The organism is Allobosea sp. NPDC055594 (assembly GCF_053618995.1).
On sequence record NZ_JBSHIO010000003.1, the window covers coordinates 174002 to 195366 of the forward strand.

The 21365-nt window shown below is 68.6% G+C and carries 19 protein-coding genes; 9 read left to right on the forward strand and 10 right to left on the reverse strand.

Going from position 1 to position 21365, the window contains the following annotated elements:
- Nucleotides 1-104 precede the first annotated feature (104 nt).
- Both ACWGRX_RS07995 and ACWGRX_RS08000 read left to right on the forward strand, forming a co-directional pair.
- Entirely contained in the window at nt 105-503 is a 399-nt protein-coding gene (locus ACWGRX_RS07995; protein WP_291638216.1) for a MarR family winged helix-turn-helix transcriptional regulator, read from the forward strand.
- A gap of 45 nt (nt 504-548) precedes the next feature.
- Nucleotides 549-1865 (forward strand): MFS transporter, encoded by a 1317-nt coding sequence (locus tag ACWGRX_RS08000; RefSeq protein ID WP_452117105.1) that lies wholly within the window; start codon nt 549-551, stop codon nt 1863-1865.
- Nucleotides 1866-1881: 16 nt separating this feature from the next.
- On the opposite strand, the gene ACWGRX_RS08005 is transcribed toward ACWGRX_RS08000, so the two are convergent.
- Nucleotides 1882-3105 (reverse strand): aminotransferase-like domain-containing protein, encoded by a 1224-nt coding sequence (locus tag ACWGRX_RS08005; protein ID WP_452117106.1) that lies wholly within the window; start codon nt 3103-3105, stop codon nt 1882-1884.
- Between the two features lie 185 nt (nt 3106-3290).
- Between ACWGRX_RS08005 and ACWGRX_RS08010 the strand changes: the two genes are divergently transcribed.
- The 3 genes from ACWGRX_RS08010 (at nt 3291) to ACWGRX_RS08020 (ending at nt 7284) form a co-directional block, all read left to right on the forward strand.
- Entirely contained in the window at nt 3291-3776 is a 486-nt protein-coding gene (locus ACWGRX_RS08010) for an Lrp/AsnC family transcriptional regulator (protein ID WP_452117107.1), read from the forward strand.
- Between the two features lie 59 nt (nt 3777-3835).
- Entirely contained in the window at nt 3836-4999 is a 1164-nt protein-coding gene (locus tag ACWGRX_RS08015; RefSeq protein WP_452117108.1) for a mandelate racemase/muconate lactonizing enzyme family protein, read from the forward strand.
- A 281-nt stretch (nt 5000-5280) separates the two neighbouring features.
- Nucleotides 5281-7284, forward strand: a complete 2004-nt coding sequence (locus ACWGRX_RS08020) for a methylmalonyl-CoA mutase family protein (RefSeq protein ID WP_452117109.1) — start codon at nt 5281-5283, stop codon at nt 7282-7284.
- A gap of 153 nt (nt 7285-7437) precedes the next feature.
- On the opposite strand, the gene ACWGRX_RS08025 is transcribed toward ACWGRX_RS08020, so the two are convergent.
- The 6 genes from ACWGRX_RS08025 to ACWGRX_RS08050 all read right to left on the reverse strand — a co-directional run bounded on the left by ACWGRX_RS08025 (nt 7438) and on the right by ACWGRX_RS08050 (nt 13606).
- The gene (locus ACWGRX_RS08025) at nt 7438-8217 is read right to left on the reverse strand and encodes a hypothetical protein (RefSeq protein ID WP_452117110.1); all 780 of its coding nucleotides are present in this window, start codon (nt 8215-8217) and stop codon (nt 7438-7440) included.
- Nucleotides 8214-8735 carry an RNA polymerase sigma factor gene (locus ACWGRX_RS08030; RefSeq protein WP_452117111.1) on the reverse strand — a complete coding sequence of 174 codons (522 nt, stop codon included), beginning with the start codon at nt 8733-8735 and terminating at the stop codon, nt 8214-8216. Before ACWGRX_RS08030 ends, ACWGRX_RS08025 begins: the two co-directional genes overlap by 4 nt.
- A gap of 59 nt (nt 8736-8794) precedes the next feature.
- The gene (locus ACWGRX_RS08035; RefSeq protein WP_452117112.1) at nt 8795-10183 is read right to left on the reverse strand and encodes a S8 family serine peptidase; all 1389 of its coding nucleotides are present in this window, start codon (nt 10181-10183) and stop codon (nt 8795-8797) included.
- On the reverse strand, nt 10180-11355 hold the full coding sequence (locus ACWGRX_RS08040; protein ID WP_452117113.1) for a glycerate kinase family protein: 1176 nt from the start codon (nt 11353-11355) through the stop codon (nt 10180-10182). The genes ACWGRX_RS08035 and ACWGRX_RS08040 overlap by 4 nt, the downstream gene beginning before the upstream one ends.
- Nucleotides 11356-11456: 101 nt before the next feature.
- Nucleotides 11457-12926, reverse strand: a complete 1470-nt coding sequence (locus tag ACWGRX_RS08045) for an SLC13 family permease (RefSeq protein WP_452117114.1) — start codon at nt 12924-12926, stop codon at nt 11457-11459.
- A gap of 62 nt (nt 12927-12988) precedes the next feature.
- Nucleotides 12989-13606, reverse strand: a complete 618-nt coding sequence (locus ACWGRX_RS08050; RefSeq protein ID WP_452117115.1) for a J domain-containing protein — start codon at nt 13604-13606, stop codon at nt 12989-12991.
- 82 nt (nt 13607-13688) lie between these two features.
- Between ACWGRX_RS08050 and ACWGRX_RS08055 the strand changes: the two genes are divergently transcribed.
- A complete protein-coding gene (locus ACWGRX_RS08055; RefSeq protein ID WP_291645827.1) occupies nt 13689-13961 on the forward strand; it encodes a BolA family protein in 273 nt (90 codons plus the stop codon).
- A 9-nt stretch (nt 13962-13970) separates the two neighbouring features.
- On the opposite strand, the gene ACWGRX_RS08060 is transcribed toward ACWGRX_RS08055, so the two are convergent.
- From ACWGRX_RS08060 to ACWGRX_RS08070, 3 genes are all read right to left on the reverse strand, one after another.
- Nucleotides 13971-15164: an MFS transporter gene (locus ACWGRX_RS08060; RefSeq protein WP_452117116.1), complete on the reverse strand. Its 1194-nt coding sequence runs from the start codon at nt 15162-15164 to the stop codon at nt 13971-13973.
- Nucleotides 15165-15222: 58 nt separating this feature from the next.
- A complete protein-coding gene (locus tag ACWGRX_RS08065) occupies nt 15223-16392 on the reverse strand; it encodes an acetyl-CoA acetyltransferase (RefSeq protein ID WP_452117117.1) in 1170 nt (389 codons plus the stop codon).
- 238 nt (nt 16393-16630) lie between these two features.
- Nucleotides 16631-17536, reverse strand: coding sequence for an EamA family transporter (locus ACWGRX_RS08070; RefSeq protein WP_452117118.1), 906 nt, complete (start codon nt 17534-17536; stop codon nt 16631-16633).
- A 188-nt stretch (nt 17537-17724) separates the two neighbouring features.
- Between ACWGRX_RS08070 and ACWGRX_RS08075 the strand changes: the two genes are divergently transcribed.
- The 3 genes from ACWGRX_RS08075 to ACWGRX_RS08085 are packed head-to-tail and all read left to right on the forward strand — an operon-like array spanning nt 17725 to nt 21343.
- The gene (locus ACWGRX_RS08075) at nt 17725-19287 is read left to right on the forward strand and encodes a D-alanyl-D-alanine carboxypeptidase family protein (RefSeq protein WP_452117119.1); all 1563 of its coding nucleotides are present in this window, start codon (nt 17725-17727) and stop codon (nt 19285-19287) included.
- A 17-nt stretch (nt 19288-19304) separates the two neighbouring features.
- Nucleotides 19305-20225, forward strand: coding sequence for a DMT family transporter (locus tag ACWGRX_RS08080; protein WP_452117120.1), 921 nt, complete (start codon nt 19305-19307; stop codon nt 20223-20225).
- 26 nt (nt 20226-20251) lie between these two features.
- A complete protein-coding gene (locus ACWGRX_RS08085; RefSeq protein WP_452117121.1) occupies nt 20252-21343 on the forward strand; it encodes a CobW family GTP-binding protein in 1092 nt (363 codons plus the stop codon).
- The last annotated feature ends 22 nt before the right edge of the window (nt 21344-21365 follow it).

The following is a 21365-nucleotide window of genomic DNA, read 5'->3' on the forward strand; positions in this document are numbered from 1 at the left end:
TGGATACTCACCGCAAGGGCAACATGACGGGCCTCGCCAACAGGGATCAGCCCGGCACGCATTGTGACTTGCAATCACCTCATCGCGGGCATATACCCGCACCCATGTCCTCGCCCTGCATCTGCACGACCCTGCGCTCGGCCTCGCGGCGGATGATCGCCTTCTATGACGAGGCGATCGCGCCGGTCGGGGTCAACATCGCGCAGTTCAGCCTGATGCGCTCGATCGCCCGCATCGAGCCGGCGACGCTGACCGAGCTCGGCCACCGGGTCGACCTCGACCGTTCGACCGTCGGCCGCAATGTCCGCGTGCTCGAGAAGATGGGCCTCGTCGCGCTCGGACGTGGCGAAGACCAACGCGAGGCGATCGTTCAGCTCTCCGATGCCGGTCGACAGGTCCTGACCGACGGAGCCCCACTCTGGGATGGCGCCCAGAAGGCCCTCGACGACCGCCTCGGGGCCGATTTCATGAAGCAGCTGCGCTCCGCCCTCGATTCACTCTGATTCCTTCACGCGAATACGGGTATCTACCCGCGACAGGAAGCCGCCATGCAACCGGACTTCGCCGCCCCACCTGCCCCTTCAGGCCTCGCCGGCGCCCTCGCCCGCCATGGCATCCATTACGGCTGGATCGTCGCCGCCGTGACCTTCCTGACCATGCTGGTGACGGCGGGCGCGGTCGGCGCGCCCGGCGTGCTGATCGGGCCGCTGCAGAAGGAATTCGGCTGGGCGACCTCCGAAATCTCCTCGGCGCTGGCGATCCGGCTCGCGCTGTTCGGCCTGATGGGCCCCTTCGCCGCCGCCTTCATGAACCGCTTCGGCCTGCGCCCGGTCGTCGCCGTCGCGCTCGCCTTGATCGCCGCGAGCATCCTCGGCTCCTTTGCCATGACCGAGCTCTGGCAGCTGATGCTGCTCTGGGGCGTCGTGCTCGGCTTCGGCACCGGCATGACCGCGATGGTGCTCGGCGCGACCGTCGCGACGCGCTGGTTCTCGCACCGGCGCGGCCTCGTCGTCGGCCTGCTGACGGCGAGCACCGCGACCGGACAGCTCGTCTTCCTGCCCGTGCTCGCCTGGCTGACCGATCAGGTCGGCTGGCGCTCGGCCATGCTGCTGGTGCTCGGCCTGATCGTCGTCGCGGCGCTCGCCGTGCTCGCCCTGATGCGCGACCGGCCCGCCGATGTCGGCCTCGCGCCCTATGGCGAGACGAAGATCGTCCCGGCCCCTTCAGCCCCCGCGAGCTTCGGCGCGATGCTCGTCTCGCCGCTCGTCGCACTGCGCGAGGCGGCACGGACCCGCACCTTCTGGGTGCTGTTCGGCACCTTCTTCGTCTGCGGCGCCAGCACCAACGGGCTGGTGCAGACCCATTTCATCGCGCTCTGCGGCGATTACGGCATGGCCGCGGTGACGGCGGCGGGCGTGCTCGCCGTGATCGGCATTTTCGATTTCCTCGGGACGGTCGGCTCGGGCTGGCTCTCCGACCGCTATGACAGCCGCTGGCTGCTGTTCTGGTATTACGGGCTGCGCGGGCTCTCGCTGCTCTATCTGCCCTTCACCGGCTTCTCGTTCTACGGCCTCGCTCTGTTCGCCGTATTTTACGGGCTCGACTGGGTCGCGACCGTGCCGCCGACCGTAAAGCTCGCCGCCGACCGCTTCGGCGAGAAAGCGAACCTCGTCTTCGGCTGGATCTTCGCCGGCCACCAGCTCGGCGCCGCCTTCGCCGCCTATGGCGCCGGCTTCAGCCGCACCGTCTATGACAGCTACCTGCCGGCCTTCTTCATCGCCGGCGCGCTCTGCCTCTTCGCCGCCGCCTTCTGCATCACCATGCGCGGCGGCAAGGCCGGCGCGCTGGTCGCGAAGCCGGCCTGAGCCAAAGCGAGGTCGTTCAGGCCGCCCGGTCTGGCCGCGCTTCGAGCTGGCGCCTTGTCGCCCGCGCCAGCCGGCGCACGCCCTCGCCCAGCACATCCGGCGCCGAGCGGGTGAAGTTCACCCGCATCGCGCTCTTCAGGACGCCATTGGGATCGAAGACGCTCGATGGCACGAAGGCGACCTTCTCCTGGAGCGCATGGGCATAGAGCACGTCGGTGTCGATCTCCGGCGTCTTCGCCCGCATCCAGACGAACATGCCACCGGGCGGCACCTCCCATTCGAACCAGTCGGAGAGATGCTCGCTTGCAGCAGCGCAGAGCGCGTCGCGCCGCTCGCGATAGGTCGCGACGATCTTCGGCACATGCTGCGCCTCGAAATCGCTCTCGATCATTTCGAGCGCCAGCGCCTGCGTCAGCAGACTGGAGGCGATGTCGGTCGACTGCTTGACCAGCGCCAGCGCCGCGATCAACGAGGCCTCGGCGACGATCCAGCCGACACGCATTCCCGGTGCCAGGCTCTTCGAGAGCGTACCGAGATAGATCACCGGCCCGTCATAGGCGCCGTTCGGCTGGCGCTGCGCATGATGGGCGAGGATGCCGGGCCCGGCCGGCCCGTCGAACTGCAGCGGCAGATAGGGGTCGTCCTCGACCAGCCAGGTCCCGGCCTCGATCACCTTGTCGAGCAGCCCGGCCCGCTGTTCCTGCGAGACGAGCACGCCGGTCGGGTTTGAGTAGTTCGGCACGGCATAGACGAATTTGGCCTGCCGCAGCGCCACGTCATGGCCCGGCGCCTGCAGGCTCCAGTCGAGCTTCTCATAGCGCGGCGACCGCGGCCGCCAGGCGTCGAGCGCCCCGAGATAGGTCGGGAATTGCGAGAGGATCAGTTCGCCGGGGTCGACCAGGAGCTTGCCGACGAGATCGAGCCCCTGCATCGCACCGGTGGTGAGCAGCACGTTTTCCGGGCCGAAGCGGCGTCCGCTCGCCGCCGAAACCCGCTCCGCCACCGCCGCCCGCAGCGCCGGAAGCCCTTCGATCGGCCCGTATTCGAGGATCGTCGAACCCCAGCGCGTCAGCGTCCGCTCCTGCGCGGCCGCCATCGCCTCGACCGGATAGAGCTCCGCCGCCGGCAGCCCGCCGGCGAGGCTGACGAAATCGGTCTGCCCGCCGATCGCCATGAACTGCTGGGTGATGCTGTTGCCGGTCGAGAGCCAGCTGGCGAGGGCAGGACGCGATTTCGGCATGGGCCCGTCAAGTTTCGGCATGGAGCTCGATCACCTTCTCGTCGACAGCGGGCATCTTCTACCCCAGGGTTGGACGCCACCATAGCACTCAGAGCTTGAGCGAATCCGTGCGATCTTTCGTAGAAATTCGCTCAGAGATCCATTTTTCAGCTATCAGATTCGACTACTGCTAGTGGAATTCACCCATGATCGAGCTGGACCGCATCGACCGGCGCATTCTCGCTGCTCTGCAGCACAACGGGCGCATCTCGATACTGGAACTGGCGGAGCTGGTGGGCCTGTCCGCAACGCCCTGCACCCGGCGGATCAAACGGCTCGAAGATGCAGGCGTGATCGAAGGCTATTCGGCGCGGATCAGTCCAATGGCGCTCGGCTTCGGCATCTGCGTCATGGTCAGTGTCAAGCTCGCCAAGCAGAGCCCGGATGCCGCCAGCCAGTTCATGAGCGCCATTCAGGGGCGTCCCGAAATCACGGAATGCCTGCTGGTGACCGGCAATGTCGATTACCTGCTGCGCGTCTGGGTCAAGGACATCGACGCACTCCGGAACTTCATCAGTGCCGGGCTGCAATCGATCCCCTGCGTCGCGGAAACCTCGACCATGGTGATCCTCGAAACCCATGTTTCGAATGAGCTGCTCCATGTAGCCGGCACCGAACAGCCCCACCGATAGCGGCCGTTGTCAGACCGTCCGCCCAGCGGCATAAGCGCCCCAAAGGGGAGCAGAAGACCATGCGCATCGTCGACGTCCGCGAGATCACGCAACCGATCGCCTCGCCGATCCGCAACGCCTATATCGACTTCTCGAAGATGACGACGAGCCTCGTCGCCGTCGTCACCGACGTCGTCCGCGACGGACGCCGCGTCGTCGGCTACGGCTTCAACTCGAACGGCCGCTACGGCCAGGGCGGGCTGATCCGCGAGCGTTTCGCGCCGCGCCTGCTGGAAGCCGAGGCTAAGAGCCTCGTCGACGACACCGGCGACAATCTCGATCCCGATCGCTGCTGGGCGGCGATGATGAAGAACGAGAAGCCGGGCGGCCATGGCGAGCGCTCGGTCGCCGTCGGCACGCTCGACATGGCGATCTGGGACGCCACCGCCAAGATCGCCGGCAAGCCGCTCTTCCGCCTGCTCGCCGAGCGCCATGGCCGGCAGGCCGATCCAAAGGTCTTCGTCTACGCCGCCGGCGGCTACTACTATCCCGGCAAGGACGACGATGCTCTGCGCGCCGAGATGCGCTCCTATCTCGACCGCGGCTATCGCGTCGTGAAGATGAAGATCGGCGGCGCCCCGCTGGCCGAGGACCGGCGCCGCATCGAGGCCGTGCTGGCCGAGATCGGCAAGGACGCTCAGCTCGCCGTCGACGCCAACGGCCGCTTCGACCTCGAGACAGCCATCGCCTATGCCAAGGCGCTGCGCGACTATCCGCTGTTCTGGTACGAGGAGGCGGGCGACCCGCTCGACTACGCCCTCCAGGCTGCCCTCGCCGAATTCTATCCCGGCCCGATGGCGACCGGCGAGAACCTGTTCAGCCATCAGGACGCGCGCAACCTCCTGCGCCATGGCGGCATGCGGCCGGATCGCGACTGGCTGCAATTCGACTGCGCCCTCTCCTACGGGCTCTGCGAATACCAGCGCACCCTCGCCGCGCTGAAGGTCGCCGGCTGGGCTTACGACCGCTGCATCCCGCATGGCGGCCACCAGATGTCGCTCAACATCGCCGCCGGCCTCGGGCTGGGCGGCAATGAGAGCTATCCCGACCTGTTCCAGCCTTATGGCGGCTTCCCTGACACGGTTCGGGTCGAAAACAGCTTCATCACCATGCCGGACCTGCCGGGCATCGGCTTCGAGGGCAAGTCCGACCTGATCAAGGTGATGCGCGAACTGGCGGCGTAGGGGCTCTTCCCTTCTCCCCTTGCGGGAGAAGGTGGCTCGGCGAAGCCGAGACGGATGAGGGGTTGCGGACCGCAGGCCGCGTCTCATTCTCCCGGCCAGATCGACGAAGGATAGCGCGACCCCTCATCCGGCGCTGCGCGCCACCTTCTCCCACAAGGGGAGAAGGAAGCCCCCTCATCCCAAGGTCTGAGGCGACCTTTCGCTCCCTCTGGCGTTATCTTCGTTGCAGTGCAACAATCAGTTTGCACGAGCTCAAGAAGACGGCACGGCAGGGAGCGGCCATGAACGCGATCGATCCTCTCGGCAAGCAGGCCCAGCGCGACAAGCCTTTGTCGCGTGATAAACCCTGGATCTTCCGGACCTATGCCGGCCACTCCGACGCCGCCGAATCCAACAGGCTCTACCGGACCAATCTCGCCAAGGGCCAGACCGGGCTTTCCGTCGCCTTCGACCTGCCGACCCAGACCGGCTACGACCCCGACCATGTCCTCTCGCGCGGCGAGGTCGGCAAGGTCGGCGTGCCCGTGACGCATCTCGGCGACATGAGGACCCTGTTCCAGGACATTCCGCTGGCGCAGATGAACACCTCGATGACGATCAACGCGACGGCGGCCTGGCTGCTCTCGCTCTATATCGCCGTCGCCGACGAGCAGGGCGCCCCGCGCCCGGCTTTGCAGGGCACGACCCAGAACGACCTCGTCAAGGAATACCTCTCCCGCGGGACCTATGTCTTCCCGCCGCGCCCCTCCATGGCGCTGACCACCGACATCGTCGTGTTCACGGCCCGCGAGCTGCCGAAATGGAACCCGACCAATGTCTGTTCCTACCATCTGCAGGAGGCCGGCGCCTCGCCGGTGCAGGAGCTTTCCTTCGCGCTCGCGACCGCGATCGCCCTGCTTGACTCGATCAAGGCCCGGCCGGAGGTCTCGCCGGAGGAATTCGGCAGCGTCGTCGGGCGCATCTCCTTCTTCGTCAATGCCGGCATGCGCTTCGTCACCGAGCTCTGCAAGATGCGCAGCTTCGTCGAACTCTGGGACGAGATCACCCTCGGCCGCTATGGCGTCACCGAGGAGCAGCATCGCCGCTTCCGCTATGGCGTGCAGGTCAATTCGCTCGGGCTGACCGAGCCGCAGGCCGAGAACAATGTCTACCGCATCCTGATCGAGATGCTGGCGGTGACGCTGTCGAAGAAGGCCCGCGCCCGCGCCGTGCAGCTGCCGGCCTGGAACGAGGCGCTGGGCCTGCCGCGCCCCTTCGACCAGCAATGGTCGCTGCGCATGCAGCAGGTGCTCGCCTACGAGACCGACCTGCTCGAATTCGGCGACATCTTCGACGGCTCGACCGTGATCGACAGCAAGGTCGCAGAGCTCAAGGCGGCAGCGCTCGAGGAACTGGCGAAGATCGACGCCATGGGCGGGGCCCTGGCCGCGATCGAGACCGGCTACATGAAGCAGGCGCTGGTCGAGAACGGCGCGCGCCGGATCGAGGCGATCGAGCGCGGCGAGCAGATCGTCGTCGGCGTCAACAAGTTCACCAACAGCGAGCCCTCGCCGCTCTCGGCCGGCGAGGGCAATGTCGTCACCGTGCCGGATTCGGTAGAGATCGAGGCGGTCGGTCGGCTGAAGGCCTGGCGCTCGGCCCGCGACGCCAGGACGGCCGAGGCCGCGCTGGCGGAATTGGCGAGCGCCGCCAAGGAGGCCCGCAACGTCATGCCGGCCTCGATCGCCTGCGCCAAGGCTGGCGTCACCACCGGCGAATGGGCCCAGACCCTGCGCGAGATCTTCGGCGAGTACCGCGCCCCGACCGGCGTCGACACGACCAAGCTCGGCGACGATGCCGGCCTCGCCACGGTCAAGGCCGCCGTCGCACGCGCGACCGAGAAGCTCGGCCGCACGCCGCGCTTCCTGGTCGGCAAGCCCGGGCTCGACGGCCATTCGAACGGGGCCGAGCAGATCGCGGTCAGGGCGCGCGATGCCGGCATGCAGGTCAGTTATGGCGGCATTCGCCAGACTCCCGAGGAGATCGTGACCCAGGCGAAGGAAACCGAGGCAGATATCATCGGCCTTTCCATTCTTTCGGGTTCGCATCTGCCGCTGGTGCGCGACGTCACCGCGCGCCTGCGCGTCGCCGGCATGGAGGTGCCGGTCGTGGTCGGCGGCATCATTCCGCCCGATGACGAGAACGCCCTGCGCAATATGGGGGTCGCGGCGGTCTACACGCCCAAGGACTTCGCCCTCGACGGCATCATCGCCGATGTCGCGGGTCTGGCGGCGAAGGAACGCTGACGCGAGCTAGGTCCTCGGAGAAACGCTCGTCATCCCGGCCGGAGCGAAGCGCAGAGCCGGGATCCATGCCTGAGCCTTCATCGGTGATGTTCCGGCATGGGTCCCGGGTCAAGCCCGGGACGACCTTGTGGTTCCGACAGAAACCAGTGCGGGCTACTTCGCCCCTTTCAGCAGCCCCTGCTCGGCCGCCGGATCGAGCGGACCTTCCGCGCCGCGATCGAGCAGGAAAGCCTCGGCCAGCGCGCCGCCGCTCGCCGGCTTGTAGCCCGCCATCTCCGGCGGCGTCGCGGCGATGAACTCGGTCCGCCAGCCCTGCCCGTCCCGGCAGTCGATCCCGTTCCAGCCGGGCGCGCCCTCACCGGCGCCGGAGACCGTGTACTCCCGGCAGAGTCGGCCATCGGCGAGCTTGTGCGAGGCGATGATGCGCAGCTTTCCCGCCGGCAGCGCAACCGTGCCGCCACTCGCCACGGTGTCGAGCGCCGCGCTGAGCCCAGCGCGCGCGAGGCCTGCGACTGCGATGCCGGGTTCGGCGCCCGGCCCGCCGCGCCCGGCGAGATAGCCGGCCACTCCGCCCGCCACGAGCAGGAAGCTCGCCGCCAGCGGCAGGCGCCAGCCGGCCCTACGGACGCTGGCGCGCGGCACGGCAGCCAGCTTATCCGCGGCGCCGCCGGCGATCATCGTCAGTTGCGGCTGAACGGGCGCGGGACGGGCATCGGCGGCCGCGATCGCGGCCAGCAGCCGCTCCGGCACCGGCTCCTGCTTCGCCTCGCCCTCGGCTTCGAGCAGAAAGCGCGTCTCGGCCAGGACGGCGAAGCGCTCGGCCAATTCGGGATCGGCCGTGACCAAAGCATACAGACGGTCTGCCTCGCCGGCAGCGAGTTCGCCATCGGCGAGAGCGATCAACATCTCATCGGAAACCACGGGCTTCGTCATTTCGCTTCCATTCCCAGTCTTGCCGCCAGACCCTGCCGCGCCCGTGACAGGCGGCTCATCACCGTCCCGATCGGGATCGCCAATTGCTGCGAGGCCTCGCGATAGCTGCAGCCCTCGACGCAGATCAGCATCAGCAGCCGGCGATGCTCCTCCGGCATCTGCGCCAGCGCCTGCTGGACGGAATCGACGGTCAGCGCGACCTCGTTCACCTGCCGCCCGTCCTCGCCGGGCAGATCGAGATGGGCTTCGATCTCCTCGGTGCGCCCCTCGCGCTGGCGCTTGCGCAGCGCATCGATCCAGAGATTGCGGGCGATGCTGAACAGCCAGGCATCGAGCCTGGTCCCCTCCTGAAACTGCGCCTGCGCCTTCAGCGCCCGCTCGCAGCTCGCCTGCGCGAGATCGTCGGCCTCGCTGGCCGAGCGCGTCAACGTCATCGCATAGCGCCGCAGCCGCGGCAGCAGAGCGACCAGTTCCGTCGCGAAGGGCGAGAGCCCGCCGCCCTGCTCGGATATCGACACGCCATTCGCATTCAGGCCCGGTCTCGTCTCGGATATCGGCATCGTCCGGTTTCCCTGGCCTATAACGGGCAGGACAGGCTGCCCCAGCCGAAGACGGGGTCGCGGCCGGGCGCGCCGAGATCCCTGGCTTCAGCCGAGAGTGCGGCGAGCAGCGCCTGCGGCGCCGCCGCCTCGTCCTGCATCCGCCGATGCGCGAAGGCGAGCGTCACCAGCGGCGCGGCATAGGAGGTGCCCGAGCGTGGTGGGCCGGGCCGCATCGCCTTGTCGGGGAACTGGATGCGCACCCCCGGTGCCGCGAAGGCGAGATGTTCGCCACGATTGGCGCGCGCATAGATCTTGCCGTCGCGGTCGATCGCGGTCACCGCCACCGCCCATGGATAGGCGGCCGGGTGGCGCGGCTCGGCGCCCGGCCCATCATTGCCGGCAGCCGCGACCAGCACTGCGCCGCGTTCGTGCATCAGGGCGCCGAGACGCTCGAGCAACAGGTTCGCCGGCCCGGCCAGGCTCAGATTGACGGTCTGCACCCGGCGCCGGGCCAGAAGATCGAGCGCCGCGACGAGATCGAAACTGTCGGCATTGGCGCTGCCGCCACGCCGGTGGAAAGCGTCGACCGCGATGATGCGTGCCCCCTCGCCGCCGGTGCCTCGCGTCAGCAGGATCGCGACATCAGTTCCGTGCGCGTCGCCGGCCGGCTTGTAGCCCGCCTCGCGCACGCTCTCGGCCTCGATCGCCCGGCCGGCAAGCGCCGGATGCGCGAGGTCCACGCCCGTATCGACCATGCCGATGGTGCCGCGCGCGACGCAGCTCCCGGCAATGCGGGCCTCGGGTGCCAGCAGCGAGAAGCAGCGATTTTCCGGGCATGGCGCCGCGACGCCGCGATAGAGATGGTTGAGATCGACCAGGGCCGCCGGAAACAGCGTGCGCACCCGCTCCAGCGCCCGCGCCATCGAGAGACGCCGCGGCACCCGCATGCGCACCGTCAGATTGCCGACGAGGCCGAGACTGCGCTGCGCGACCAGGCGAAACCCTTCCTCGCGCAGCCGGGCGATATCCGCCTCGGTCAATCCCGCCGCGACGATCTCGCGCGGCACGGCCTGCGGCACTGGACGCTGCGTACTCCGCTGCGTCCGGCGCTGCGCGCCTTGCCCGATCTCGAACAGGCCGAACAGGTTGAAGGAACGGATATGACGCCCGCTGCTGCTGCGCTCCGAGCTGCCGCCACCACTGCCGCCTCCGGGACCGCCGGCTCCGCTGCCGCCGCTGCCTCCGCCGCCCGTTCCGCCTCCGCCGCCGTCATCGCCACCGCCATCATCGTCGGCGAGAGCGGCAGCGAAACGGCCGGATGTGTCGGGCAGGCTGGCAAAGGGCATCAGCGCCAGCCCGAAGCCGAACGCCAGGGCGCGGGCGAGCCGCGTCAGACCGGCAGAGGAAGGACGGCGATGCGTCATGCCGCGGCGCTCTCGCCGCGCAGGCGGATGCCGACGCCGATCATGCGCACCGCATCCTCGGCGGCACGGCGCAGCAGCTTCTCCGATTCGGCGATCGCCTCCTCCAGCGTGCAGGGCCTCTTCAGGATGCTGGCGAAGGCGTCGATGCCATGCTCGAAATTGATCCGCACCTTGCCCCGGCCGATCGTGCCGGCGAGCGCCACCACCGGAATGCCCAGGGCCTTGGCGCGCCGCGCCACCTCGGCCGGGATTTTGCCGAAGGGCGTCTGTTCGTCGAGGCAGCCCTCGGCAGTGATCACGAGGTCGGCCTGGCCAAGCAGATCGTCGAAAGCCAGATATTGCATCACGATATTGTAACGCGGGTGCAGCCTTGCGCCCAGCAGCCCCTGCAGGCCGGCGCCGAGCCCTCCCGAGGCGCCGCCGCCGGGCGCGCAGGACAGATCCTGCCCGGTCGCCTCGCGCAGACAGGCGGCATAGGTCTCGAGCGCGGCCTCCAGGACGACGACCTGCTCCGGCGTCGCCCCCTTCTGCGGCGCGAAGACGCGCGCCACGCCTTTCGGGCCGAGCAGGATGTTGTGCCAGTTCACCGCGGCGTCGAGCCTGACGCAATCGAGACGCGGGTCGCGCCCCGAAAGGTCGATGCGGGCGAGGTCGGCGAGCGCGCCGCCGCCGCGGGCGATCTGCTGTCCCTTGGCATCGAGCAGGCGGATGCCGAGGGCTTCGGCCATACCGGCCCCGCCATCGTTGACACCGCTGTCGCCGCAGCCGATCAGAATGCGCTCCGCGCCGGCATCGAGCGCGGCGAGGATCAGTTCGCCGACGCCATAGCTCGTCGTCAGCATCGGGTTGCGCTGGTCGCGCGGGACCAAAGCGAGGCCGGCGGCGGCGGCCATCTCGATCACCGCGGTTTTCGGTCCGGGACGACCGAGGAAGCCTAAGCAGGCAGCGACCGGCTGGCCGACCGGCCCGGTCACGGTCCGTTCATGGAGCTGGCCGCCGGTGGCGGCGACCAGCGCCCGGGTGAAACCCTCGCCACCGTCGACCAGCGGCGCCAGCAGGGTCCTTGCGTCCGGCATGGCGGCATGAACGCCCGAGGCGATGGCGGCGGCGACGTCGCTGGCGTCCAGGCTCTCCTTGAAACCCGAGGGGGCGATCAGGATGTTGAGCGTCATCGGATGATCCTCACAGTGCCACGAGGCCTTGCGCCTCTGCTCCGTAAACGATGCCGATCCCGGCTTATTCCGATGCCGGCTCATTATTTTCGCGCCTCGGCTCAGCGCAGCACGAGGCCGAAAATCGGCCAGATCCAGAGCGAAAATCCCATCAGGAAGGCGAACATCACCGGCAGCAGCGCCAGCGAAAGAAGCATCAGGTCGCGCGCCGCATAGGTCGGCTTTTCGAGATCGGCATAGAGCGCGACCGGCTTGGCGCTGATCGCCAGCGTCTGGCAGAAGCCGGTGCCCATCACGATCAGCACGATCAGCGCGCTGGCATCATAGCCATGCGCGACCAGCGGCAGGGCGAGCAGCGGGATCAGGATCGTCGCCCGCGCGCTGCGCGAGGTGATCAGCAGATGCGAGAGCAGTGCGACCGCAGCGACCAGGGCGGCGACCGCCGGAAGCGAGCCCAGAGCCCCCGCCGGCAAGGCCGCGAGCAGAAGCTCCATCAGCGATTTTGCCGCGCCGGTCGCGATCAGCGCGCTGCCCATCAGCGTCGTCGCGGCGAGGAACAGGATCAGCTGCCATTCCACCGTCTTCGCCGCCTGCTTCATCGAGACCGGAGCGAACGGCTTCAGCGTCACCGCGACGGCGCCGAGCAGGGTGACGACCGCGGCATCGAGGCCATGCAGGCCCTGCGTGCTCCAGCCGAGAACGACGAAGCCAATGACGGCACCGACATAGAGCTGCTGGCGCGAGAGCGGTCCGGTCTCGGGCGCCGGCAGGGACAGAGCCCGTCGCCGCTCGGCCGGTTCGAGGAACAGCCACAGGATGATCGCCATGGCTGCGAGGCTGGCGAGCACCGCCAGCGGCAGCGCCATCGCCATCCAGCCGAGATAGCCATAGCCGACGCCGCCGCTGCGCAGGATCATCTCGACGGCGATCAGATGCGCCCCCGCGCCGATCAGTGAGCCGCCGGCCGAAAGCAGGATCACCGTTGGGAACAGCAGAGCGAGCGCCCGGTTGATCCTGGCATCGTCGATCGCCGCGGCGAGGGCAAGATAGACCGGCAGCAGCAGTGCCGCCCGGCCCGAGGTCGAGGGCACCACGAAGGCGGTGGCGATGATCACCCCGGTCACGGCGAGGAAGAGCGCCCAGACGGTGCGGACACGCCCCAGGGCCGAGAGCGCCAGCCGCTCGGCCAGTCCGCAGGCGCGCAGCGCCGCAGCGATGATGAAGGCGCCGATCAGGAGCCAGATCAGCTCGCTGCCGAGCGCGCCATGCAGTTGCTGAGCCGGGACGGTGCGCGTGGCGACCAGCGCCGCCGCCGCGGCGAGCGCGATCAGCGTGTCGTCAAGCCCCGTCAGGCACCAGGCGACCGTCGCGAGGCCAAAGACGATGAGCGCGATCCTTGCCTCGGCCGCGAAGGGCAGGCAGAACCACATCGCCGCGCCGAGCAGCACGGCGAGCCCGAGCGGCAGGATTCCGGCGCGGACCGCCGGCCGCATCGTCAGGGCAGGAAGGGCGAAGGACCGTGGCGCGCCGATGCGCTCCCCGGTCAGGGTCGGGGTCGGGACAATGCTCATGCCCCGCAAACGACGGCGCCGCCCTGCTTATTCCCCGATGCTGCGAAGAAACTATGCCGGGCTCAGACCAGCCCCTGCGCCTTCAGCGTCTGATAGGCCTTGAGGATTTCCTGCAGCGTGCCCTCGCGCGAGCGGTCGCCGGCATTCGCATCGGGGTGGAAGCGCTTCACCAGTTCCTTGTAGCGCGCCTTGATCGCCGCCTTGTCGGCACTGTCGTCCAGGCCGAGCGTATCGAGCGCCTTGCGCGCCAGGATGCCGACCCGCGATTCCGGCTTGCTCGCCTCCTGGCCGGCGCGCGCCCCGAAGATGTTGAAGCCGTCCTGCACCTCTGGCCCGGCAGCGCCGCCGGCGACCCGGCCGCGCTGCGCCATCCGCGCCGCCTTCGAATTGACACCGAGCTTCCAGGTCGGCCGGTGGCCGATCTCCTCCTGCTTGGCATAGGCGGCGAGTGCCTCGTCGTTCATCCCGGCGAAGTAGTTATAGGTCGCGTTATAGGCCTTCACATGGTCGAGGCAGAACTGGAAGAACTTGCCTTCCTTGCCGCGTCCCATCGGCGCCCGGAACTCGCCGCTCTTGGCACAGCCAGGATGATCGCAGCGGCGCGCAGGGATTTCCTCGACCGCTTCCGCCTCGGAAGCGCCGATCCTGATGCGGTCGAAAAGGCGTGAGTTGAAGTTCATGCTGGACGGGTTATGGGACCGGAAGGCGAAAGCGACAAGGGCATCGCAGCAGCGATATCTGCCGCGCGACAAGGGCATGATCATGACCGCAATGGCTGAACGGATTAAGACCAAACTGGAGCGGGCGCTAGCGCCCCTGCGGCTCGCCGTGCTCGACGAATCGCACCAGCATCACGGCCATGCCGGCTGGCGCGAAGGCGGACAAACCCATTTCAGGGTGGATATCGTCTCGCCGGCCTTCGCCGGCAAGAGCCGGCTCGAGCGCCACCGTCTGATCAACGCCGCCCTCGCCGAGGAACTGGCCGGCGGCGTGCATGCGCTGGCGATCGTCGCGCGCGCCCCCGAGGAAGGCTGAGGCGCGGCTCTACACTGCCTTCCGCTCCGGCGTCAGCAGATAGATCGCCGTCGAGGCGAGCAGCAGCGCCGCGAAGACCCAGTGCAGATTGGCGAAGGCGGTCGCCGCGTCGTGGCCGGTGCCACGCTGCATCGCGATGAACCAGCCCGAGCCGAACTGGACCATCGCCGCCCCGGCGATGAACAGGAAATTGACGAAGGTCATGCCGCGCCCGACCAGATGCTCGGGGAAGAAGATCCGTGCATGCGCCATCAGGATCGCATAGGTGAAGCCGGTCCCCCCGACGATCGCGAACAGCAGCACGGAGCCCGGCATCGAGCGCTCGCCGAGCAAGGCGAGCAAGGCGAAACCCACCCCGGTCGCGGCCGTGCCCCAGGCGACCAGCGGCTTGCTGCGGCCGGTGCGCTTCTGAAGGGCGCCATAGACGAAAGCGCCGACGACCATCGTCGTTGCCATGCCGAGTGTCGCATGGCCGGCCATGACCGCGTCGAGCCCATGAACCTGCGTCATATAGGGCGCGATCCACAGGCCCCGCGCCGTCGCGATGATGGCATAGCCGACCAGGGTGATCGGGGCCAGCAGCCAGAGCGGGCCGATGCTGACGATGCTCTTCAGCCCCTGCAGCAGCCCTTCCTGCCTGCCCGAGGCGTCGGTCGCCACCGGCGGATCGCGGACCAGCACCGCCGCCAGCACGGTCGCCAGCAGGAACATCGCGGCGAAACCCAGCATGGTCACGCGCCAGCCGAAGCTCTGCGCCGCCAGTGCCAATGGCGCCGCACCGACGAGATTGCCGAGCGAACCCAGTCCGATGAACACCGAGGACAGCACGCCGAAGCGCGCGACATCCTGCGTGCGGGCGAAGAGATAGAGCGCCGACATGAAGATCGGTGAGCAGCCTATGCCGACCAGCCCCATGGCGAAGACCGCGACCCAGGCGTTCTCGGATGTGGCGAACAGAAAGGCGCCGGCCGTGCCGATCGCCATCGCCGTGCCGACCGTGCGGCGCGGGCCGAGCCGGTCCAGCGCCCAGCCGACGGGAAACTGGGCGGCGGCGAAGGTGATGAACCAGGCCGCGCCCAGCGTGCCGAACTCGGCCGGGCCGATCTTGAGATCGGCCATGACCGGCCCGGCGATGACGCTCAGGAAAGAGCGGTAGAAGATCGAGAGGATATAGGCCGGCAGCAGCGCGAAGAAGATCGTCACCGGGAACCCTCACACCGGGCCAGGGCGGCCTCGGCCGGCTGCGGAATTCCCGGGACTCTCACTTGAGCCGCTCGAGCACGGAGACGTAGTTCGCCACAGCGGCCCCGCCCATGTTGAAGATGCCGCCGAGGCGGGCATCCTTGACCTGCATGCCTTCCGGCGCCTCGCCGACGAGCTGCATCGCCGAGAGCACATGCATCGAGACGCCGGTCGCGCCGATCGGATGCCCCTTGGCCTTGAGACCGCCCGAGACGTTGACCGGCAGCTTGCCGTCCTTCAGGGTCCAGCCTTCCTTGATCGCCCGGGCGCCGTCGCCCTCCCTGGTCAGGCCCATCGCCTCATATTCGAGCAGCTCGGCGATGGTGAAGCAGTCATGGGTCTCGACGAAGGAGAGATCGTCGAGCGCGACGCCGGCATTGGCGAGCGCCTGCTGCCAGGCGCGCGCGCCGGCCTCGAATTTCAGGATGTCGCGGCGCGACAGCGGCAGGAAGTCTTGGACATGGGCCATGCCGCGGAAGCCGACGGCGCGACGCATGGTCTTCGCCGTCTCCTCGTCCGCCAGCACCAGCGCAGCGGCGCCGTCCGAGACCAGCGAGCAGTCGGTGCGCTTCAGCGGCCCGGCGACGAAGGGGTTCTTCTCGCTTTCCTCGCGGCAGAAGGTATAGCCGAGATCCTTGCGCATCTGGGCGTAAGGGTTGTCGACGCCGTTCTTGTGATTCTTCGCCGCGATCATGGCGAGCGCGTCGGACTGGTCGCCATGGCGCTGGAAATAGGCTCCCGCGATCTTGCCGAAGACGCCGGCGAAGCCGCCCTGGGTGTCGCCTTCCTGCGGCAGATAGGAGGCCTTGAGCAGGTTCTTGCCGATTTCCGGCCCCGGCGTCGTCGTCATCTGCTCGACGCCGACGACGAGCACGATCTTGGCGGCGCCCGCCTTGATGGCGCGCACGCCCTGATGCACCGCAGCCGAGCCGGTGGCGCAGGCGTTCTCGACCCGTGTCGCCGGCTTGAAGCGCAGCGCCGGATCGGCCTGCAGCACGAGGGAGGCGGTGAAGTCCTGAGCCGAGAAGCCGGCGTTGAAATGGCCGAGCACGATCTCGTCGACCTGATCGGCGGTGATGCCGGCATCGACCAGCGCATCGGTCGCGACCCTGACGATCAGGCTCTCGATGGTCTCGGCATCCTGCTTGCCGAAGGGCGTGTGGGCCCAGCCAACGATTGCAGCGCTCATGGCGTCATCTCCCGAATGATGTGCAGTTACACCTTATCTGCCTTCGGGCGCGCGCCGCCACAAGCGGCATGGGTGCATTTCTGCCGTGCGTGGAAAGGTCACCGAAAGCGAACGCCAGTCAAGCACACCCGCGGCGCGCGCTATAGCATCGGACCGAAAAGTGGGATCGGCTTTTCGGTCCGATGCGATAACACTGAGATAGATCACCGTGACCGCGTCCGAACGGACGCGCCGCGATCTAACCGACCGAGAGTGCCAGCAGCACGCCGACACCGGCCACGATCATCGCCATCCCCAGGATCTCGCGCCGCGACGTGCCCTCCGCGAAAATCCGGCGCGAGGCGATCTGCGCCAGCGGCACCTCGACCAGGCCGAGCGTGCGGACATTGGCGGCGCTGGTCAGCGAGAAGCCGATGAACCAGAATTGCGAGGCGGCGGCGCCGAGGAAGCCGGCGGCGAGCGAAGGCTTCCAGTTCTCGAGCGAGCGCCGCAGCGCGGCCCTGTTGGCCACCGCCATGTAGCTGACGAGGATCACCGAGGAGAACGCCAGCCCCCAGGACAGGGTGGTGGTGGCGCGCAGCACGAAATTACCGTCCGGCAGGGCGAGGATACCGCCGCGGAAACCGATCGCCGACAGCGCGAAGGAGGCGCCTGCGGCGATGCCGAGTACGGCCGGGCGCAGGCCCGCGGCGCTGAGCTTCTCGCCGGGCTTCCACGACATCACGACGACCCCGGCGGTGGCGACGACGATGGCGGCGAATTTCGGCCAGCTCAACGCATCGCCGAGCAGGAGCGCCCCGAACAGCGCGACCTGCACCGGCTCGGTCTTGGTATAGGCCGTCGTCACCGAGAAGGAGCGCTCGCGCATCGCCGCCAGCATCAGCCCGGTCGCCAGGATCTGGGTGACCGAACCCCAGAGGGTGAAGCCGAGCGAGCGCAGATCCGGCATCGGCGGCAGGCGTCCGCTCGCCAGGCAGACCAGGGCGAGGAAGATCAGGGCGAAAGGCAGGCCGAACAGGAAGCGCACCTGCGTGGCGCCGACCACGCCGATCGCCTCGGTCAGCGAACGCTGGGTCAGGTTGCGCGCGGTCTGGAGGAGCGAGGCGGCGAGCGTCGCCGGTATCCACAAAAGGGCGAAGCTCACGCGGAAGTCCCGAAACAAAAGCGATTTGCCCGCTTGTGGACCGGTTGACGGCGCTAGGCAAATCGCTCCGCGAAGGGTAGGTATGCAGGATCGGCGAGGCCGAAAATCGCCCGCCGTCTCGAAAATGCCTCAAGCGTCGCGTTGAAGCCCCTCGACTACACGTCAAGACAGGTTCAAGACCTCAGCCGATGAACGCATTTCGCTTCGCCGCCGGCGCGACCCTCGCCAGCTTCCTCGCCGCAGCCATGCCCGCCCAGGCTGGCACGAGCCTGGTGATCGACGCCTCGAGCGGCGCCGTGCTCTCGAGCGAGAATGCGAGCCAGGCCTGGCACCCGGCCTCGACCACCAAGATGATGACGCTCTATGTCGCGCTCAAGGCGGTCCGCGACGGAAAGATCGGGCTCGAGACCGCGATCCCGGCCTCGAAGCGGGCTGCCAGCCAGCCGCGCGTCAAGGTCTATATCCGCGCCGGCCAGGAGGTGACGCTCGACAACGCCATCCGCATCATGATGGTGAAGTCGGCCAACGACATCGCCTACGTCATCGCCGAAGGCGTCGGCGGCGATGTCGAGAGTTTCGTCGGAATGATGAATGCCGAGGCCCGGCGCCTTGGCATGCGCGACACCAATTTCGTCAATCCCAATGGCTGGCACCACCCCGACCAGCAGAGCAGCGCCCGCGACCTCGCCGTGCTGGCCATGGCGCTGATGAGCGAATTCGGCGACTATTCCGACTACTGGAACACGGGTGCCGTCCAGCTCGGCAAGCAGGTGCTGAAGAACACGAACGGACTTGTCGGCCGCTATCATGGCATCAACGGCTTCAAGACCGGCTTCGTCTGCGCCTCCGGCTTCAATGTGGTCGCGACCGCGACCCGCGGCGGACGCACCCTGATCGCCGTGGTGATGGGCGCCCATTCCGGTGCCGAGCGCACCATCAAGGCAGCGCAGCTGCTCGATGACGGTTTCGGCAAATGGGGCGGGCTCGGCACCACGGTCGCCAGCCTTCCCTCCGGCACTGGCGGACGCGCCTACAGCGTCTGCGACGCCGTGCGCCGCGGCGGCGGCGCGCTCGGCGACGACGTCGATTCCAGCGGTCCGATCACCGTCTCCGCCGCCCCTGGTGTCGGCGGCAACAGCGACGGCACCTCCGACCGCTTCGCCGTCGGCGTGCCGCAATCCGGCGTCGGCGGCTCGGTCCTGACGCGCTCGCCCTCCGGCCGCATCACGCTCGGCCAGCGCGCCCCGCTCGCCACCGTCCCCGTCGCCTTCGGCCGCACGCCCGGCTCGGCCTCCGCTCCGCTCGCTGCCAATGTCGTCGCCAAGCCCGACACCCAGGTCGCGCGCGAAACCATCCAGCCGGGCGCACCGGTCGCGGCCGGGCTGGTCGGCTCCGGCCGCACCGCCTCCGCCAATGGCGCCATTCCGGCGCGCTCCTCCGCCTTCGCCGCCACAGCGCCGGGTGACGAGGTCCAACCGCCCTCCAACGCGTTCGGCTCCGGCCCGCTGCGCCTGCAGGGCGCCGTCCAGCCGGGCGCCGCGACCCCGGCGAGCCTGCGTCCCGGCGCCGCCGCCGGCATCAAGCCGGCAGCACGCAACGCCGCCAAGGCTACGCCGGCCAAGCCCTTGCTGACCAAGCCGGCCAGCAAACCGAAGGCTGCGCCAGCCAAGCCCAAGCCGAGCACGGCGCTGGTCAAGCCGCCCCAGCGCCCGGCCAAGCCGGCAGCCTCCGCCGCCAAGCCCGACGCCTGAAACCTGCCGGAGACGCCGTGCACACCGACGGCGACGTCTCCAATAGCCAACGCGGCATCGCGCTGGCGCTCGCCTCCGCCGCCGCCTTCGGTACCAACATCGTCAGCGCCCAGATCGCCGGGATGGCCGGGCTCAGCGGCCCGCTCCTGGTCTTCTACCGCGTCTTCGTGATGCTGGCCCTGGTCGGCGGCGTCATCCTGCTCTGGCGCTCCGGGCTTTCCGTGCCGCGCCGCCGCTGGCCGGCCCTCATCCTGTTCGGCCTCTCGACCGGGCTCGTCGGCAGCGCCTATCTCTCCTCGGTCGCCTTCCTGCCGGTCACCGTCGCCGCCGTGATGTTCTACACCTTCCCGGTGCTGGTCGTGCTGGCCGAGCCGCTGCTGACCCGGACGCGGCCGCGCCTGGAACGCATCGTCGTCATCCTCGTCGCCTTTCTCGGCGTCGCCATGGTCGTCGGGCCCGACTGGCATGGGCTCGATCCGCGCGGCCTCGCACTCGCGCTGCTCGCCAGCGTCGCCGCGGCGGTGCAGTTCTTCGCCGCCGGCGCGCTTGGCGAGACCGGGACGCTGCCAAAGCTGTTCTGGTCGCATCTGATGATCCTGCCGGTGACCTTCCTGATCCTGCTGCTCACCGGCGGCATGCAGCCGCCTGGCGCCCTCGCCTTGGCGCCGATCACAGTGCTCGTCACGATCGGCGGCTATCTCGTCGGCTTCCTCTGGCAGGTCCTGGCACTGGCGCGGGTCGCGCCCGGCCCGGCGGCGCTGGCCTTCTGCGCCGAGCCAGTCTTCGCCGTGGTCATTGCCGCCGCGGTGCTCGGCGAGCGCGTCGGCACGCTGCAATATGCCGGTGGAGGCCTTGTCGTCGCCGCGATCATGGTCAATGTAATATTAGAACAAAAGCGGGTGCGAGCCTCGAAGCTGGCGCTCGCGCCTCCGACCTGAATCATCCGCCAGAACGATCGTCCATCATGTCTGCAATGCCGCCTCCGCCCATCCCGCTGACACTGCTCACCGGCTTTCTCGGCGCCGGCAAGACGACGCTGCTCAACCACCTGCTCAAGGACGAGGCGCTGGCCGATACGCTGGTGCTGGTCAATGAGTTCGGCGAGATCGGCCTCGACCACCTCCTGATCGAAGGCGCCGAGGACAACATGGTCCTGCTCGCCTCCGGCTGCCTGTGCTGCACCATCCGCGACGATCTGATCGTGACGCTGGAGGATCTGCTGCGCCGGCGCGACAATCACCGGATCGCCCCGTTCCGGCGCATCGCGATCGAGACGACCGGGCTCGCCGACCCCGCGCCGATCCTCAACGTCCTGATCAACCACCGCTATCTCGCCATGCGCTTCCGGCTCGACGGTGTCGTCACCGTGGTCGATGCGGTCAATGGCTCGGCCACGCTCGATGCCCATGCCGAGGCGCTGCGCCAGGTGATCGCCGCCGACCGGATCGTCCTGACCAAGACAGAGATCGCGCAGGATGCCGAAGCGGTCGCCGCTCTGCGCCGCCGTCTCGGCGAACTCAATCCCGGTGCCGCGATCCTGCCCGCCGACGCACCGGCGCAGGCGCTGGTCGGTGCCGGGCTCTACGATCTCGCCGACCGTCCCGGCGAGTTGCGCCAATGGCTCGCCACCGAGACGCTCGAAGCTAGCCACGATCACCACCATGACGGTCACGGGCATCATCACCACCATGACGTCAACCGCCACGACGCCAGCATCCGCGCCTTCGTCCTGACCGCGGAGGAGCCGATCCGACGCGCGACCTTCGAACTGTTCTGGACCCTGCTGCGCTCGACCCATGGCCCCAGGCTGCTGCGCCTCAAGGGCCTGGTCGCGCTGGCCGAGGAACCGGAGGCTCCGCTTCTGGTCCACGCCGTCCAGCAGATCCTGCACCCGCCGGTCCAGCTTTCCGCCTGGCCCGATTCCGACCGGCGCTCGCGCCTCGTCCTGATCACCCGCGACCTCGACGAGGCGGTGGTCGCCCGGCTCTGGAGCGCCTTCCTCGGCCGTGCCGTGCCGGCGGAAGTGGGCAGCCACGCCCGTCATCATCACGGCTGAACCGGGCGCATCTGGCCCGCTT

Bases quoted from the DNA above. Each gene is read 5' to 3' on its own strand.
- ACWGRX_RS08065 (WP_452117117.1), bottom strand. From the start codon at position 16,392: ATGAGCGCTGCAATCGTTGGCTGGGCCCACACGCCCTTCGGCAAGCAG.
- ACWGRX_RS08075 (WP_452117119.1), top strand. From the start codon at position 17,725: ATGAACGCATTTCGCTTCGCCGCCGGCGCGACCCTCGCCAGCTTCCTC.
- ACWGRX_RS08045 (WP_452117114.1), bottom strand. From the start codon at position 12,926: ATGAGCATTGTCCCGACCCCGACCCTGACCGGGGAGCGCATCGGCGCG.
- ACWGRX_RS08000 (WP_452117105.1), top strand. From the start codon at position 549: ATGCAACCGGACTTCGCCGCCCCACCTGCCCCTTCAGGCCTCGCCGGC.
- ACWGRX_RS08015 (WP_452117108.1), top strand. From the start codon at position 3,836: ATGCGCATCGTCGACGTCCGCGAGATCACGCAACCGATCGCCTCGCCG.
- ACWGRX_RS08035 (WP_452117112.1), bottom strand. From the start codon at position 10,183: ATGACGCATCGCCGTCCTTCCTCTGCCGGTCTGACGCGGCTCGCCCGC.
- ACWGRX_RS08020 (WP_452117109.1), top strand. From the start codon at position 5,281: ATGAACGCGATCGATCCTCTCGGCAAGCAGGCCCAGCGCGACAAGCCT.
- ACWGRX_RS08010 (WP_452117107.1), top strand. From the start codon at position 3,291: ATGATCGAGCTGGACCGCATCGACCGGCGCATTCTCGCTGCTCTGCAG.
- ACWGRX_RS08005 (WP_452117106.1), bottom strand. From the start codon at position 3,105: ATGCCGAAATCGCGTCCTGCCCTCGCCAGCTGGCTCTCGACCGGCAAC.
- ACWGRX_RS08055 (WP_291645827.1), top strand. From the start codon at position 13,689: ATGACCGCAATGGCTGAACGGATTAAGACCAAACTGGAGCGGGCGCTA.
- ACWGRX_RS08025 (WP_452117110.1), bottom strand. From the start codon at position 8,217: ATGACGAAGCCCGTGGTTTCCGATGAGATGTTGATCGCTCTCGCCGAT.
- ACWGRX_RS08085 (WP_452117121.1), top strand. From the start codon at position 20,252: ATGTCTGCAATGCCGCCTCCGCCCATCCCGCTGACACTGCTCACCGGC.
- ACWGRX_RS08040 (WP_452117113.1), bottom strand. From the start codon at position 11,355: ATGACGCTCAACATCCTGATCGCCCCCTCGGGTTTCAAGGAGAGCCTG.
- ACWGRX_RS08050 (WP_452117115.1), bottom strand. From the start codon at position 13,606: ATGAACTTCAACTCACGCCTTTTCGACCGCATCAGGATCGGCGCTTCC.
- ACWGRX_RS07995 (WP_291638216.1), top strand. From the start codon at position 105: ATGTCCTCGCCCTGCATCTGCACGACCCTGCGCTCGGCCTCGCGGCGG.